The 16,458-nt window shown below is 70.8% G+C and carries 11 protein-coding genes; 4 read left to right on the plus strand and 7 right to left on the minus strand.

Features of this window, described 5'->3' with window-relative positions; translation table 11 throughout:
- The 7 genes from BYZ73_RS01060 to BYZ73_RS01090 all read right to left on the minus strand — a co-directional run bounded on the left by BYZ73_RS01060 (position 1) and on the right by BYZ73_RS01090 (position 6,721).
- The gene (locus BYZ73_RS01060; RefSeq protein WP_108023544.1) at positions 1-456 is read right to left on the minus strand and encodes a phage tail protein; all 456 of its coding nucleotides are present in this window, start codon (positions 454-456) and stop codon (positions 1-3) included.
- 4 nt (positions 457-460) lie between these two features.
- Entirely contained in the window at positions 461-919 is a 459-nt protein-coding gene (locus BYZ73_RS01065) for a phage tail protein (RefSeq protein WP_075786042.1), read from the minus strand.
- Between the two features lie 20 nt (positions 920-939).
- A complete protein-coding gene (locus BYZ73_RS01070) occupies positions 940-3,123 on the minus strand; it encodes a cadherin-like domain-containing protein (protein WP_112314561.1) in 2,184 nt (727 codons plus the stop codon).
- A gap of 13 nt (positions 3,124-3,136) precedes the next feature.
- Positions 3,137-3,865: a hypothetical protein gene (locus BYZ73_RS01075; RefSeq protein ID WP_112314562.1), complete on the minus strand. Its 729-nt coding sequence runs from the start codon at positions 3,863-3,865 to the stop codon at positions 3,137-3,139.
- Positions 3,862-4,452, minus strand: coding sequence for a Pvc16 family protein (locus tag BYZ73_RS01080; protein WP_108023550.1), 591 nt, complete (start codon positions 4,450-4,452; stop codon positions 3,862-3,864). Before BYZ73_RS01080 ends, BYZ73_RS01075 begins: the two co-directional genes overlap by 4 nt.
- Before the next feature lie 281 nt (positions 4,453-4,733).
- A complete protein-coding gene (locus BYZ73_RS01085) occupies positions 4,734-6,002 on the minus strand; it encodes a transporter substrate-binding domain-containing protein (RefSeq protein WP_158272284.1) in 1,269 nt (422 codons plus the stop codon).
- 56 nt (positions 6,003-6,058) lie between these two features.
- Complete coding sequence (locus BYZ73_RS01090) at positions 6,059-6,721, minus strand: eCIS core domain-containing protein (RefSeq protein WP_112314563.1); 663 nt, start codon at positions 6,719-6,721, stop codon at positions 6,059-6,061.
- Positions 6,722-6,965: 244 nt separating this feature from the next.
- On the opposite strand from BYZ73_RS01090, the gene BYZ73_RS01095 reads away from it, so the two are divergent.
- The 4 genes from BYZ73_RS01095 (at position 6,966) to BYZ73_RS01110 (ending at position 15,022) form a co-directional block, all read left to right on the plus strand.
- On the plus strand, positions 6,966-7,904 hold the full coding sequence (locus BYZ73_RS01095; RefSeq protein ID WP_112314564.1) for a hypothetical protein: 939 nt from the start codon (positions 6,966-6,968) through the stop codon (positions 7,902-7,904).
- 220 nt (positions 7,905-8,124) lie between these two features.
- Positions 8,125-12,024, plus strand: coding sequence for a baseplate J/gp47 family protein (locus BYZ73_RS01100; RefSeq protein ID WP_112314565.1), 3,900 nt, complete (start codon positions 8,125-8,127; stop codon positions 12,022-12,024).
- The gene (locus tag BYZ73_RS01105) at positions 12,021-12,890 is read left to right on the plus strand and encodes a hypothetical protein (RefSeq protein WP_112314566.1); all 870 of its coding nucleotides are present in this window, start codon (positions 12,021-12,023) and stop codon (positions 12,888-12,890) included. The genes BYZ73_RS01100 and BYZ73_RS01105 overlap by 4 nt, the downstream gene beginning before the upstream one ends.
- Positions 12,887-15,022 (plus strand): hypothetical protein, encoded by a 2,136-nt coding sequence (locus tag BYZ73_RS01110; RefSeq protein WP_112314567.1) that lies wholly within the window; start codon positions 12,887-12,889, stop codon positions 15,020-15,022. The genes BYZ73_RS01105 and BYZ73_RS01110 overlap by 4 nt, the downstream gene beginning before the upstream one ends.
- Positions 15,023-16,458: the final 1,436 nt, after the last annotated feature.

A 16,458-nucleotide genomic window follows, 5' to 3' on the forward strand; every position in this document is an offset into this window, starting at 1 on the left:
TCACAGCTTCCTTTCGAGCGTCAGATAGGCCAGCTCGACCGTTTCCAGCGCCAGTTCGTTCTTCATCGCGTCGAACCCCGCCACCGTCCACTTGACCGGGAAGGCGTTGCCGACCGACCAGGTCGCGACCGGATTGGCCTCTTCGTCCAAGAGCGACACGACCAGATCCTTGGGCACGATCGCCGTGCCGAACCCGCCTTCGAGACAGGACTTGCACCAGGTGACCAGACCGCTCGACGTGCCGGTCAGGGCGCGCTTGAGCGTCAGGTTCGCATGCGTGACCTTTTCCGGCAACTGGTGCTGGAACCGGTTCTCGCCGCCCTCCTGCAGGGGGGTGGTCTCGATCCGTGTCTCGAGACCGCCCACCTCCTGAAAGGCGGTGTCGTCCACCTTCGGCGCGCTTCCCGTGAAGCTCACCGAAAAGTGGAACGCGACCGGAGGCGCGAAATCCTCCATCGCCTCAGCCGTTCTCGATCACGAAGCCTTCATGCGCGATCTCGATGGTCTCGACCGCGACCTCGTTGCCCTCGGCCTTCAGATCGGTCGAGGACACCTTGACCGGGAAGGCGTTCTGCACCTTCCAGACCATGGTCGGGTTGCCTTCCTCGTCCAGCAGCGAAATCGTCAGCGCCTTGCGCTTGATGATGTTCATCTTGATCTCGGCGAACCAGTCCCAGATCGCGTTGTCCTTGACGAAGACGCCCTTCTTCATGGTGATGTTCGAGGTCTTCAGAAGCCCCGGCATCTTGATCTTGGAAAACACCTTGCTGTTGCCCGCACGGTATTCGATGGCCTCGCTTTCCATGTCGAGCCCCGAGACCTCCTGGAAGGCCAGTTCGGTATCGTCCCATTTCACCTGGAAATAGAACTTCGGAAGCGGCCATACCGTCTGCGACTGGGCGGAACCGTCATCTGCCATGGGTCATACCCTCCTCAGGCTCAGGATTTCTGCATCTGTTGCTGGAACGTGATCTCGATGAATTCCGCGGGGCGGGTGACGGCGACCAGCACCGTGATCCGCAGAATGCCTTCGAGGATGTCTTCGGGCGTCATCGTCTCGCCCAGGCCTACGAAGACGCTGAAAGCGTCGGTCGGCACCGCGCCCGCAAGCCCGCCCGCCTTCCAGACCGAGGTCAGGAAGTTCTCGATCATGGACCGCATGGTGACCCAGGTATTGGCGGTGTTGGGCTCGAACACATAGGCCTTCGACGCCAGCCGGATCGATTCCTCGATCATGATCATGGTCCGGCGCACGTTGATGTAGCGCCAATCAAGGCTGTTGCCGTCCAGCGTCCGCGCCCCCCAGACCAGCGTGCCCTCGCCCACGAAGGGCCGGATCGCGTTGATCGACTTGCCGGTGGTCGAGACGTTGAGGTTTTCCTGTTCCTCGTGGTTGATGTTGACCTTGGGCGCCACGACCGAATTCAGCGACACGTTCGCGGGTGCCTTCCAGACGCCGCGGGCATTGTCGACCATGGTGTAGATCCCCGCCATCGCGGCGGCGGGCGGCATCGCGTTCTCGCGCTTGGCGATGGCGTCCATCATCGTCACATACAGCGGCACCAGCGCGCGCAGGGTCTTGTCGATGGCCGCGGGCGTCGGGGTTTCCTGGCGCACCGGCGTGGTGCCGTCGACCAGCACCCGGATCTCGCGCGTGGCAAGCGGCGCGTCGTCCTTGAAGATGGTGTATTTCACCTTGGCCTCGGGCCCGGCGAAGGCCGGATCGGGGGTGAAGGTCACCGTGCCCGCATCGGCCTTCCAGGTGCCGACCCCGTCCAGCGCCTTGGTCTTGCCGTCGCTGCTGGTGGCCTCGACCAGAACGACCGAGTCCGCGTCGCCCTCGGGATTGTCGGCGGCCACATCGACCGAAACCGCGGTCTCGGCCTCGATATCGGCCTTGGCCAACACGCCGCCCACCACCTCGACCTTCAGCGTGATGGTATCGGTCGAGATCCCGAGCTCGTCGGTCACGGTCATCTCGAACTTGCCCTCGGGCGTGGCGTCGTCATGCTTGAAGCTGACCTTGCCCTCGGACACATCTTCCTGGGTGAAGGTCTTGATCTCGCTGTCGTCCTCGGTCTTGACGAAGCTGCCCGCCAGGGTGCCGGGCTTCTTGGCCAGGGCATAGGTCAGCCCGGCCTTGTCGCTTTCGTCATCCTCGGCCTTCAGGTCCTGTTCGGTGATGGCGACCTTGCCGCCCCTGGTCACCGAAATGGTGAAATCGCCGGTCACGGTCGGCGCGCTGATCCGGTCGATCTCGGGCGCGAGGTCGGGATTGCGCTTCACCGACTGCTTGAGCAGCGCCATCATCTTGGGATGGCTGGCGGGCTCGATGTTCTGGAAGCTGAAGTCGCGCGACTGGAAGATCGAGGTGTCGAGCCAGGGGAAATAGGCCGCCCCGAAATCGAGGTTGTTGATGCCCACATCGTTGCGGAAGGTCGCGACCGGGTTGCCCAGCGGGTCCTTCTGGCCAAGATGCCCGCCGAAGATATCAAGGATGGCAAAGCGGTTCTTCATGTCGTTGCCGCAATGCTTCAGCATCGCCTGCTGGACCTTGACGCAGTTCTGCCGCACCAGCCGCGTCGCCTCGGGGATCACCAGCATGGTGGGCTCGGGCTCGTTCTTGAGACTTTCGATGGCGGTCAGCATCTTCTCGGCGTCGATCACGTTGTCGACCAGCTGGCCCTGGTCGTCCCGGACCTTGTAGGCGCCGATCGAGATCACGTAGCAGGGCCCGCCGCCGTTCTGGAAAAAGAGCCGCATCGCGCCGTAAAGCGAAAAGGCCGGGTTCTTCTGCTTAAGCTCGAATTTCTTCTCGCCCAGCGGGAAGACCGCGCGCGGCAGCGGGTCCTTCATCGCCGCGCCATCGGCCGACAGCGGCGAGACGCCCGAGGCGACCTCGAAATCGACGATCTCGAAGACCGGGTCGGGGGCGCCCCCGTAATACTGCACGAATTCCGAGAAGGAGGTGATCCGCCAGGGCGTCATGTCCAGCGACACGGTGCCGTTGACGGCCCGTTCGGTGTAGCCGATGAAGGCCGGCACTGCGGTGGCCACCTGGACCACCGAGTTTGGAAAGGCGCTTTTCTCGACGATGTAAACGCCGGGGGTCTTCATGGCCATGGGGGCGTCTCCTCTACCAAAGGCTCACGTATATGTCGGATTGAAGGCCGTCCTGACCGGGGGCAGGACGCAGGTTGACGCCGCCCGCGGGCAGCACCGGGATCAGGGCTATGGGATCGAAGGGTGCGGGCTGGGTTTCCTCCAGCCGGAACCGGACCGAAGGCCGCGCGGCCAGCGCCACCGGCCGGGTCGAGCGGATCACCCGCGCGGGCCGCCCGTCGGGCAGTGGCGCCTGGCCCAGATCCTCGAAGGCGATCCGATCGGCCGGGTCGATGACCCGGATCGGCCCGTCCGCACCGCGGCCGGTCACGTGATAAGCCCAGAGCGCCGCGACCGGCTCGAGCGACAACCGCAGCGTCCAGCCCCCGGGGTCGGCCCCCGCGAGATCCAGCACCAGCCGGCAGATCCGGGCATCGCCCGGCCCCCGGGGCAGCGTTTCGGTCGCGTCGGCCAGCCCGGTCTCACTCGTCCCGGGGCCGGGCGTCAGCACCGGCACGGCGTCGGCCTGCCAGCCTTCGGTCAGCGCGATGGCGCGCGGCTCGGCCAGGATGTCCAGCGCCACCGGCGCAGGCGGCGGAGCCGTCTCGGGCAGGCCGAGAATGGCCCGCGTCCCGTCGGTCTTGAAGACGATATCGGCCCGCGCCAGCCGCACCGGATCGGCCGCCGCGATCCTCAGTGGGGCGGGCGCGTCACCCCAGAAGCCATGACGGACGGTCAGATCCAGGGCGACGCGGTATCTCATTCGCGCCCCCTCCCCGTGCGCCCCTCGGGCCGCTGCGGCGACCGGATCGGCGCCGCAACCCCGGCGATGGCGCCGGCATCGACCCGGACAGACCGGATCTTGAACATCACCGAGGGCACATAGCGCCCGCCGAGATTGCCCCAGAGCTGGCCCACTTCCTCGACCTTCAGATTGGCGATCTCGAAGGACAGCTGCGCCAGACCGGGCGGCATGTCGGGGGTGTTCTGCGGCGTCATAACCGGCTGCGCCTGAAAGAACATCAGCGCCGCCGACAGCTGCTTGAGCCCTTCGGCATATTTGTCGGGGTCATGGGCGGCGGCCAGCATCGCGTAGATGTCGAGATGAATGGCCTGCGCCCCGCGCGCGAGCCCGATCGAGGACAGCCCCGGTCCGCGCGCGCTACGCGGCATGGTGTCCTCGGCGATGGCGGTGACGAACAGCGCCAGCTTGTTGCGGGCGGTATCGGCGGGCTTGCCCTCGGCATCGGTCAGCGGCGACAGCACCACGACGTCGTCCCCGGTCCGGAACCGCCCGGCCAGGTGGCCGTTCAGGCGGTCGACGGCAAGGGTCAACGCCTGATCGATCATGCGCCGCTCTCCCTTCGGGGCGACACAGATCCGACGCGGGCTGCGGGTGCAACCATGGCTCCCCCCTGACCGGACCGCGGGTCCGGCCGTTTTGACCGGCGTCCCGCTCAATCGCCAAAAGGCGTTGTTCCGCAATCCAAATTCAACCACAGGAGGTAGCGTTTAGGCAAGCCAAGAATTGACCGCCGTTCCGTGCCGTCACGGACGATACGGCTGCGCTGTCCGGTCCCGGCCCTTGGCCTTGCCCTTGCGCTAGCCGTCGGACGCGGTCGGGGGCGGCGTCAATCGGGGGCAATGCTGCTTGATCCCAGATAGCGCTGCGCCAGCCGCCGCCAGCCGCCATGGCGGATCTGCTCGATCAGCGCGCTGTCGATCCGGGCACGCAGGTCCTGCGGCAGCGCGCTGCCATAGCCCCAGCCGAGCGGCTCGTTGCGATAAACCTTCTGTTCGACGGTCACCTTGCCGCGGAACCGGTCGGTGCCCGCCAGATAGGTCAGCTCGGCCCAGTCGCCGATCACCTGATCGACCTCGCCCGCGACCAGCGCCTCGAGAAGCTTTTCGGCCGAGGGCTCGGTCGCGCAGCCCGGTCCCGCCAGCGGCGCGGCCGACAGCGGCCGGCAGCCGGGATCGTCGGGCTTTCCGGCCGCCGCCTCATAGGCATCGGTCAGGAATTCCTGGGCGGTCGAATGGGATTCGATGCCCACGCGCTCGTCGGTCAGGTCCCGTTCGTCGATCCGCTCGCTCTGGCCGATGGCCGAGACGAAGGCCGAGGTCAACACCCCCAGAAGGGCGGCCGACAGCGCCGTGCCGATGATCGCCATGAACATTTCGAGGCCCCGGCCCGCCAGGTTGAACCCGGCATCGCCGATCCCCTTCAGCCCAAGCGTCCGCTCGACCGCCTCGAGATAGGGATCGACCAGCGCCAGCAGGCGGCCGGGGGCCGCGCGGTCCTCGTCGGGGCGGCGGCGGGCGTCGCGCAGCACCCATTTGATCAGCACCGCCAGCACGAGGTTCAGCACCAGGAACAGCAGCACCGCGCGCAGCGTGCCGGGCTGAAACAGCGTCGTCACCAGCACCTCGAGCGCATGGGAAAACGCGATCTCGTTGCTGTGGCGCGCGGCGATGGTCAGCCCCGACAGGAAATACTGGCGCGAAAAGCCATAGGAGAGCAGCCGTTCGGGGGTGATCGTCAGCGGCGCCAGCACCAGATCGAGACCGCCATCGGTCAGCGCCTCCTCCTGCTGCTCGATGGCGTCGCAGACCACGAAATGGCTGCCCTTGATCCGCCCGGCCTCGATCAGGCCGGTTTCGACCCGGCGCCAGAGCTCGACCGACAGCCCGGTGGGCGGCGCGCCGTCCTCGAGGATGACAAAGGGCGGCGCATGGGACACCGCGAGATCGAGAAAACCCGGCTCGCGCGGGCCGGTGCACTGGGCCGCCGCAGCCCCGGCGGCCAGAGCCGTGACCAGCCCCCAGATCGCCAGCGCACGACACCGCGCACCGAGCTGAACACCGAACCGGCGACCGAGACCACGACCGCGCCGGGACACCCCCGCCGCCGCCGGAAGGATACGCCCCGCCGGCGCCGGGCGGGACCCGATCCGGATCATAGTTTCGCGGCTTTGGCGCCCATCCGGTCGGCCTCGCTTTCCAGCGCGGGGCTGTCATTCAGCGGCTGCCCGGCGACCTCGCTGGTGGGTTTCACCTGGCCCTTGGCCTGCTGCACCGTGTGCCAGGCCTCGTGCGGCAGGTGTCTTTCCTGGCCCGGCCCAAGATGGATGTCCGATCCCTGCGCATAGGCATGGGCTTGCACCGCGGCCGGTCTGGGCGAATTGTAGTGAACCCGCACGTTGCTCATGTCGAGGCCCGAAAGCTGCTCGACGCCGGACCTGAGACTCTCCGGCAGGCCGGTTTTCGAACCGCCCTTGCGCTGGAGCGGCTTGCCCCAGATCGCCTTGCCTTGAAGCGGCTCTTCCTCCTCGACCCGCTGAAGCGCCTTGCCCTGCAGCGGTTCCTCCTCCTCGGGCGCCTCGGCCCGTTGCAGCGCCTTGCCCTGAAGGGGCTCCTCCTCTTCAGCGGCTTCGGCGCGTTGCAGGGCCTCGGCCCGAAGCGCCCCCAGCCGGGCGGCAGTGCCCCCCGAGGTTGCCGCATCGGCCTTGGCCTGAAGCGCGGACAGACGGTCCTCCTCGGGGCCACCCGCCCGGGCGCCGCCCCGGGCCTGCGGCGCCGGACCGGCGCTGCCGCGTTCGCTCTGGAAGATCTGGGCCATGGCTGCCTCCCGATACCGATAGGGAATGAAACCACAGGTTGTGAAGCGCTGGCAAGCGGCATCGCGCGCCCGCGCCCCACCGTCGCGGCAAGGGCCGCTTCCGGCTTGGCGCCGTTGCCCCGCCAGGGCAACGTCCTTCCGGACCGGTCCTTGCCGATGTCGCGCCGCCACACGCCATGGTTGACGAAGCCGTCGGGCTCGGCCACCCTGTCGGCAACGAACCGCCCCCAGGGAGGCGCCCCAGATGACCACAGGCCGCCGCCTGTTCCAGTCTTTTCCGGCCGTTGCGCTGGGGATCGCCTGCCTCGCGCCCACCGCCTGCGGGCTGGTCACGAAGGTGCAGGAACTGCCGGTCGTCGAACGGTTCGGCTTCGGTGTCGAGGTGCCCTGCGACATCAACCTCTACCAGCAGCGGCGCATGACCGGGGCCTATCTGCAGATCGCCGTGGGCTCGGCCGGAGGCGTTGCGCAATACGTCACCGGACGGCCGTCGCGCAGCGCGCTGCCGCGCAATCTGGTGATCGAGGAGGACACGATCCGGCGCCTCCGCCCCGAGGAAGAGAACGGCCAGACCAAGCTGGAAGGCTGGAAGCGCGCCAGCGCCGTCCCGGTCCCGGGCCTCGGCCCAGGCACCGAACTGCCCGCCGCCTACACCTTCAATTTCCGCTCGCAGAAGATCGACTATACCGGCCCGCTGGTGGTCGGCCAAAGCCCGACCGCGACCGAGATCCCGAAGGCGGGGCTTGCCACCATCACCGGGCCGGTGCGGGTGAGCTTCACCGCAACCGACGCCACCGGCAAGACCGAGGTCACCGACGCGCTGGGCAGCTTCACCCTGCAGATCGGCTATGGCACGGGACGGGCCAGCTTCGTCGCGTCGGGCTTCACCGCCGACAGCGGGCCCGCCCTGCCCTTCGACGGCTTTTCCTGGTCGCGGCTCGGGCTTTGCGCGCCGCGCGTGGTGTCCAGCGGCCAGGGGACGGTCCGCTTCACCGGCCCCGATGGCGGCCGGGTCGGGCTGCTGACACCCGGGCTGGAACCGGCGGCGCTGCTCAGTTTCGAGGCCAGCCAGTTCGCCGGAACCGACCGCCCCGGCCCGCCCGGCGCCGCGGGCGGCGTCTTCGCGATCCAGGGCAACAGCGCTACCCTGACAGGTGTGTTCCTGTCGCAACCTTCACCCTAGACGGGTTTCTTTCCTTGCCCTGTATCGAGGCTTCCGCCAGTATCTTAACCAAGAAAGACCCTACATCCGTGAACCGGAACGATTTTCTACCGTCTTCAGGGGGGACCGACCGCAGCCGCCTGGGCTGCGGTCCTTTGGCAAGTCGCATGCGTTGAATACCGACTGGTCCGATATCCGCGTCTTGCAGGGGGCCTCGTGCGAGGCGCGCCTTCCAGTCCCTTTGACCCGCGATGCCCCCTGGCTTCGCCCGCGCGATCTGGCCGCCCGGCTGGCGGCGCTGGCCGACACCGCACCTTCGCCCTGGCGCGACCGGCTGCGGGCCGAGCCCGCCGTGGTGGCGGCGCAGATCCTCAGCTTTCGCCCCGACGATGCCATCGCCGCCTTCGATCTTGCCGCCGACGGGGGCACCGATGCGCTGATCCGCCATGTGCGCGCGCTGTCGCGCCGGATCGACGACTGGCTGATGCGGATCGAGGCGCAGCTGCCCGAGGCTTTCGGCGAAACCATCGCAGCGCTCGAACGGCAGATGGGGCTGCGCGGGCGGGTCAGCGGGCTTGCGGCCCGGTCGGGCAACGATCTGGCCGCGCTTTTGCTGACCACCTTCGCCCCGCCGCATGGCGGGCCCCGGGCCGACCCGCGGGCCATCGCCGTGCCCGACCGGATCGCCGAGGCCCGGGCGCTCGCCACCGCGATCAGCGCGGCGCACCGGCAGATGATCCATGCCGTGGCCTCGCTGCAGCCCGCCGCCGCCACCGCCTTTGCCGAACGGATCGAGGCGGGCACGATCGAGCCCGGCATCGGGCTGATCCTGGCCGAGCTGTCCGCAGCCGGGCTGGTCGACGACCGGCTGAACCGCTTTACCCGCCGCCATACCGATTTCTACTACCGCGAGATCCTGGGCCAGCCGCCCGCCGATGCGACCCCCGAACGGGTGCTGCTGCATGTGCCCCCGGCCGCGGCCGAACGCCACCTGCCGCGCGGCACCACGCTTGCCGCGCGCGGCGCCGACGGCACGGTCGCGGCCTTCCGCACCCTGACCGCGATTCCGGTCAGCACCGCGCGGGTCCGCACCACCGGCGCCATCACCTACGAGACCGATCCGCAGGTGTCGTTCTTTGCCACGCTGGGCGCGATCACCCGCGTCGAGGCGGGGCTCGACCCGGCCGGGGCCGGGCCGCTCGGGCGCGGGGTCTTCGTCGCCCGCAGCCCCGCCGCGTCCGAGGGCGGGCGCAGGCAGGCCGGGGCCGAGATGGGGCTCGACATCGCCTCGGATCTTTTCCGGCTGCGCGAGGGGCGCCGCCAGGTCGAGCTCCGGCTGGACATGCGCCGCGCAAGCCCCCTGCCCGCGATGTCGCCGAAGCTGCCGCCCGGCACCGAGCCCGGCCGCGACCCCAATGTCGCGCTCGAACTGCGCCACGATCCCGAACTGATCCGCGCCTGCGGTTTCGCCAGCCTCGAGGAGGGGATCGAGGTCATCGACGCCGCCGTGCAGGACTGGGCGCGCAACATGGTGCGCGCGCCCTCGATGGCGATGATCTACGAGGTGATCGCGCGCAAGACGCTCAACGCGGCACCGCTGCGCCAGCTTCTGGGGCGGATCGTGACGCTGAGCCTCGTCGAGGGCGTGCCCTGGCCCGAGGGCGACTATCTGCAGCTGCTTCTGGACAAGAACGGCGCGCTGCAACAGGGGCCCGAGGGGCTGCTGCGCCGGGCCGCGGCGGGCGAAACAGACGGAAGCGCCCCGGCGGACGGGGCTGCGGCCTCGCTGATGGCGGGCGCCTTCCAGCTGGCCCCGGGCGGCCGGGGGTTCCTGCTGGCGCCCTGCGACGTCTTCCAGAAGTTCTTCGCCGATGCCTTCACCGTCACCCTGACCAGCGCGCGCGGCCAGGTCGCGCCCGAGGTGCTGCAGATCCTGCCGAACGGCCCGGGCCTGCCGCCGGGCGTGACCTTCCGCATGGCCTTCGGCCGCGAGGCCCCGCCGCTCGAACCCGATCCGGCGACGCCCGAGGCCGCGCCGGCGCTCGCGATCCGCGCCGCCCCCGATGCCCGGATCTGCCCGGTCAGCTTCTTCGAGCGCTACGAGGTCGATGCCGCCGCGATCCGGGTCCGGGTCGAGGGGTTGCGGACCATGGCGGGGTTCAACGATGACGGGCCGGTCGCGGTCGATCAGGCGGTGCTGCCCTTCGGCGCCCGCCCCGCCGATGGCGGCACGCTGACGCTCGCGGCACCCGAACTGGCGGTCAAGCCGGTGACCCATGTCTCGCTCGACCTGACCTGGGCCGACCTGCCCGCCGGGATCGACGGCTTTGCCGGGCATTACGCCGCCTATCCGCGCGACACACCCGTCCCGGACCCGCTTGTGAACGTCGAGGTGCTGTCGGGCGAGACCTGGAAGCCGCTGCTGGATGGCCCGACGCCCATGGCCGACCGCGATCCGGCCAGCGGCCGGCTGCTGGCCGACTGGCACCGCGAGGCCGATCTGGAAAGCCCCAGCCTGCCCGAGGACGGCCCGGCCGCGCTGAAGCTGCCGAAAGCCCGGGGCGAGATCCGGAGCGGTGCGCTGCGGCTGCGGCTGTCGGGCAGCGCGGGCGGCTTCGGGCAGACCGCCTATGCGCTGGGGCTGGCCGATGCGCTGCGCCCGCGCCTGCTGCGGCTGCGCCCGCGTCCGGTGCCGCTGCCGCCCTATCTGCCCCGGATCGCGCGGCTCAGGATCGGCTATGAGGCCGCCGGGCGGATCGCGCTGTCCGCCCCCGACAGCGCCCGGGCGCGCGACCGGGTGCGCCAGATCACGCCTTTCGGCACGATCCCGGTCTTTCCCGAACGCACCGAACGGGCGGCGGGGCTGGTGCCCGCGCGGCTGGGCTATGGCACGCTTTTCCTTCAGCTTTCGGGCAATTCGGCCAAGGAGAACCTGGCGCTGCTGTTCGACATCGCCGACAGCGGCCATGAACGGGTGGTGCCCGATCCGGTGCCGCTGGTCTGGCACTACCTGACCGAGGCGGGCTGGCAGGACCTGCCCGCCACCGCGATCTCGTCGGACACGACCGACGGGCTGCTCAGGTCCGGCACGGTGGTGATCGACATGCCCGACGACGCCAGCGAGACCGCGCCCGACATGCCGCCGGGCGGCATCTGGCTGGCGGTCTCGGCGATCTGCCCCGGGTTTCACACCCATCCGGTGCTCGATGGCGTCCATACCAACGGGGTCTGGGCCGAAAGCCGCGACAGCCATCCGCATCCGGGCGACGGCCCGCGCGACTGGCGCTTCGATCCGGGCTTTGCGGGGCTTGGCAAGCCGGTCGAGGTCGACCGCCGGATCCCGCCGCGCCCGCCCGAGACCCCGCCCGCCTGGCGCGCCCGCGTCGCCGAACGGCTGCGCCACCGCAAGCGCGCGGTCACGCCCTGGGATGTCGAACGGCTGGTGCTGCAGGAATTCCCCGAGATCTGGCGGGTCAAATGCCTGCCCCATCTGACCGCCGCCACGCCCGAGCCCGCGCCGGGCCGGGCCACGGTCGTGCTGGTCCGCCGCCCGCCCGAGCCCACGGACGGCGCCCCCCCGCCGCCGCGCGAGCTGTACTTCGATGTCGGCAAGCTGGAACGCGTCCGCGCCTGGCTGCAGGCCCATGCCTGCCCCTTCGCGGGTTTCGACGTGGTCAACCCGGCCTTCGACCGGCTGCAGGTGCGCGCCCAGATCCGCTTTGCCCCGTTCCTGAACGACGGCGCGCTGGCCTTCCGGCTGCGCCAGGACCTGATCGCGCGGCTGTCGGTCTGGACCGCCGCGCCCGAAATCGCGCGGTTCGGCTGGTCGCTGAACGTGGCGCTTCTGCGCGCGCAGATCGCGGCGCTCGACTATGTCGAGGATGTCACGGATTTCTCGGTGCTGCATTTCGCCGCCGACGATTCCGGGGTCCACCGGCTGGCCGATACCGCACAGATCGACGGGCGCGGCCCGCACGGGCCGGTGATCCGGCCGTCCCGGCCCTGGGCGCTGGCGCTCTCGGCCTCGGATCACGCGCTGGCGGCAGCCACCGCGCGGGGCGGCATCGAAGCGACGCAAAGCGGCATCGGTCGGCTCCGGGTGGGCGACATGCTGATCGTGGGGCAGGAGACGGCGCGGTGACAAGACAGGACAGGACAACGCTGAAATCCTTCTTCCGCGACGGGGCGCTGCCCACGGCGGAACATTACCGCGACCTCATCGAATCCTGCGTCAACCAGACCGAGGACGGGTTCTCGAAGACCCCGGCAGACGGGCTGCAGTTGCATTCGGTCGGCAGCTCGCGCGCGGTTCTCAGCCTCTATGAGGGGCTCGGCACGCCCTATGCCTCGTGGGTGCTCGAACATGGCGAAACCCAGGGCCATCTGCATTTCCGCCAGGGGCTCGGGGTTTCGGGCAACACGCTGGACAGCGCCGCGGGCGGCTGGGTCGCCGGCCCGCCCGGGCTGACGCTGGGCCGGGACGGCCGGATCGGGATCAGCGAGGCCGCGCCCGAATGGCGGCTCGACCTGCGCGGCACGGCGCGGATGGACGGGCGGCTGGGGCGCGCGACCGAGGGCCTTGCGGACCCCGTCGCCGACGGCACCTGGCACGACATCACCCGCCCGATGACCGGCTGTCAGGCCTTCGAGGTGATGGCGGGCGTCGGCGGCGAGGTCGGACAGGGGCATTACGCGCTGATCCACGCGGTCGCGATGAACGCCTTCCATCCCCGGAACGCGATCCTGAACTGGATGTTCGGGCGCCGCCGGATCCGCGCCCAGACCGCGGTCTACGGGTCCTATGCCGACCGGCTGCGGCTGCGCTGGCTTGCGACCGAGGAACGCCACCACTTCAAGCTGCAGATCCGCACCAATGCCGATTACGGCACGGCCGAGGGCGCGCCGGTGCGGATCCGCTATTACCTGACGCGGCTCTGGTTCGATCCCTTGATGACCGGGTCGCGCGGACCCGCCGGAGGGCCGGACCGCGAGGACGGGCTGTTGTGACCGAAGAGCTGCCGCCTCCGATCACCTTCGCGGCGCTGATGGCCGAGGCGACGCCCGCCGCGCAACGCGCCTCGGGCCGGATCTGGACCGATTACAACACCCACGACCCGGGCGTGACCTTCCTCGAACAGACCGCCTTCGCGCTGACCGAGATCGCCTATCGCGCCGACCATCCGGTGCGCGATCACCTGACCGCCGCGCCCGAGGCCTTCGATCTTGACGCGCTGGCGCTTTTCGGGCCGCGCGCGGTGCTGCCGGGGCGGCCGGTGACCGCACTCGACATGGCGGCCTGCCTGTCCACCCTGCCCGAGGTCGCGCGGGTCTTCGTGCGCCCGGCCGGGGCGCGCGGGCTTTACGAAATCGCCGTGCTGCCGGGCGAGGGCACCCCTGCCGCCACGGCCGTCGACGCGGTCGCGGCCGCCTTCGACCGGATACGGCTGATCGGCACCGATACCCTGCCCGTCGCGCTGGCCGAGACGCGCTGGCTCGACCTTGCCGGGCGCATCAGCATCGGCCCGATGGCCAAGCCCGACGCCATCGCGGCCGAGGTCTATCATGTGGTCAATCTGGTGCTGAAGGGGCTCGACGCGACCGGCACCGGCGAGCGCCGGGGCGCGACGCGGGCCGATCTTTTCGACGATCCGGCGACGATCTGGCCGCCGGTGCAGGCCGAACCCGGCGACCCGGCGCGCCCCGATCTGGTGCTGGCCGCGCTGGAACGGATCGAGGGCATCGAGAATGTCCACGAGCTGCGCCTGATCGAGGCCACGCCCCATGACGACCGCAGGCTGGCCCGGCCCGGCATCGTCGCGGTGCACGAGGTCCGTCTGCCCGCAGGCGCCGCGCGTCTGGAACTGACGCTGGACGGCGCGCCGGTGCCGCTCGATCCGCATGGCATCGCCGAGGAATACGACCGCCTGACCGCCGCGCGGATCGCCGGGCAGGGCAACCGGCTCGACCCGCGCGATTTCGACGTGGCCTTTGCCGGGCGGCCGCGCGCGGCGGGGCGGTTGTCGGTCGATGCGACCCTGCCCGCCATCTACCGGATCCGGGGCGGCGAACGGATCGCCTCCTATCGCGGGATGATCGACGCGACGCTCGGCGCCATGGCCGCACCGCTCTCTGCCCTGCCCGCCCGCTATGCCGCCCGCGCCGACACTGACCCCGAGGATGCGGTCGCGCTGCGCGAACGGCGCGAGATGCTCGATTACCTCATTGCGCTGCAGGGCGACGAGATGCCCGACACCGCGCAGACCGGGCTGCATGCCTATCGCAGCGCGGCCGAGCGGCTGCGCTGGGACATCGCCTGGCGCGAGGCCTATCTGGCCCGCCTGCCCGGGTTCGACTTCCACAAGGGCACTGCCCATCCCGAATTCGGGGCGGCGGCGCGGCTGGCGCATCTGTGCGATCTCTCGCCCTGGACCGGGCCGGTCGCGGCGCTGGCGGCGGCGGGCCTCACGCTCGACGCCGGGGTCGATGCCCCCGAGGCGACCGTGCCGCGCAGCGACCTGACCCTGCCCGATCCGGCGCATGACCTGTTTCTCACCCGCCGGTCGGCACCCGCACCGCTTGGCGCGTCCGATCTCGCCGCGCTCTCGCCCTGGATCGCCGAGGGGCGGATCTCGCCCGCGCTCCTGCGCCGCGCCGCCTCTGCCGAGGCCTATCTGCTGACCCCGGGCGACGATCCCGCCGATGGCTGGCAGCTTCTGTTCGAGCCCGTCCCCGGCGCGCCCTTCCTCTATCGCTGCGCCACCGACCGCGACCGCGCCGCGCTCGACCGGCTCGGGACCCGTCTGTGCCGCGCCTGGCAGGACCTGAACCGCGGCTGCGAACAGCTTCTTCTGGTCGAGGATATCCGGCTGCGCGGCAGCGGGCGGGGCTTTGCCGAGGCCAGCGTCTGGGCGCTGCTGCCGGGCTGGACCGCGCGCGGCACCGACCCGGCCTTTCGCCGCCATGTCGAGGACATGATCCTGCGGGTCGCCCCCGCCCATGTGCATGTCCGGCCGGTCTGGCTGGACGCCGCTGCCCTGGCGGATCTGGCGCCGCGCATCGCCGCCTGGCGGGGTGGCATCGACGGCGCCGCGGCCGGACTGCGCGCGGCGCTGAGACGGGACGGAGGGCCGCTGGAATGACCGGGCAGCCCGCGCCCCATCCCCTGACCGAAGCCCCCCCGAACCGGATCGGGACGCTGGAATTCCGCTTCGATCTCGTGGACGGCCCGGGCCCGCTCGGCACGCCCGAACGGCTGCTGCTGGCGATCCGGGCCGAGTTGCTCGCCACTGTCGAGCATGTGCTTGCGGACAGCGCCCACGCCCGCGCCGATCTGAGGCTCGAGACGGTCGAGATCGACCTCGGCGACTTCCCCGACCCGCCCGACTGGCCTGCCGTCAGGCGCCGTCTGGCCGAAACCCTCGCCGCCGCGCTGGCACCCCATCTCGGCCGCCCGCGGCCAGAGCCATCCCGGCCAGCGGCCTCCGCGCCGATCCCGGGCCCCTCCTTTCCCGGCACAGAGGGCCTGCGCGGGCCAGCCCCCTCGGCCACGATGCCCGAGCCCAAACCCGAACCCGAGAGGGTGCCGGCCTCCGCCCCCCCGACAGCGCCTTTGGCCGACCGACCCGGGGCCGCACCTGGGGCGCCGACCGATCCATACGCTCTGCCGGTCTTTCGGGCGGCATCCGTGCCGGCGGCGGCTACCCGGTTGACCTCCGGCCCGGCGGCCCTGCCCGCTCAGCCGGACCGGCATGCGGCCGCCCCCTCTCTGCCCGCCGACAGCGCGCCCCGCGCCACGCCGCTCCCCCCGACCGGCGCAGTCGCCCCCGAACCGCCCTCAGTCGCGCTGTCCGGAACCGGGCTTCCCGAGACCGGGTCTCTCGGCAGCACGGCCACCATCGGGCACAGCCCGTCATCCGGAAACCCGGCCGCCGCTGCCCCGCCTGCCGCCGTCGCCGATCCTGTCAGCGGCCCCGGGACCTCCTCCCTTTCAGGCCCCGCCCGGCCAGGGCCATCGGCGCCCGAAGCCGCACGCTCTTTGCGCAATGCCCTGGAGAGCGCCCCCGCCCCGGCCGCACCGAGCGCAGCCCGCGAAACTCCTCCCCTGGGGCCGAAGCCAGGGGCGGACCGGACGGCCGGCGCCCCGAGCGACCAGACCGGCAGCCCCGGCGACACCCGCCCGCACCCGCCCGGTTACGGCGGCACGGCCGTCCCCGCGCCGCCCGGCCTCGTGGTTCCGCGCGACCTTGCCGACCGGGCCTCGTCGGCCTCGGCCGACACCGCGCCGGTGCCGATGGCACAGACCGCCGTGCCCGACGACCTCTCCGGCACGGCCCCGCCCGCGCCGCAAGCTGACCCCGCCTCCGACGCGCGGACCGGACCCGGCCTGGCCCGCGCGCCCTCCGGCGCCCCGGCGCGACCAGCCTCTCCGGCGGCGCCCGAGCCGGAAACCCCCACGGCCATCCCACAGGAAGCGGGCGCTGCGCACCGCATGTCGGTGCCGGACGACACCGCTTCGGCCCGGTCCCTCGGGGATCACCCGACCGCAGGCGTCTCGGCTCTGACCGACGCGCTCTCG

It is taken from the genome of Rhodovulum viride (assembly GCF_003265965.1).
In the GTDB taxonomy this organism is placed as follows: Bacteria; Pseudomonadota; Alphaproteobacteria; order Rhodobacterales; family Rhodobacteraceae; genus Rhodovulum; species Rhodovulum kholense.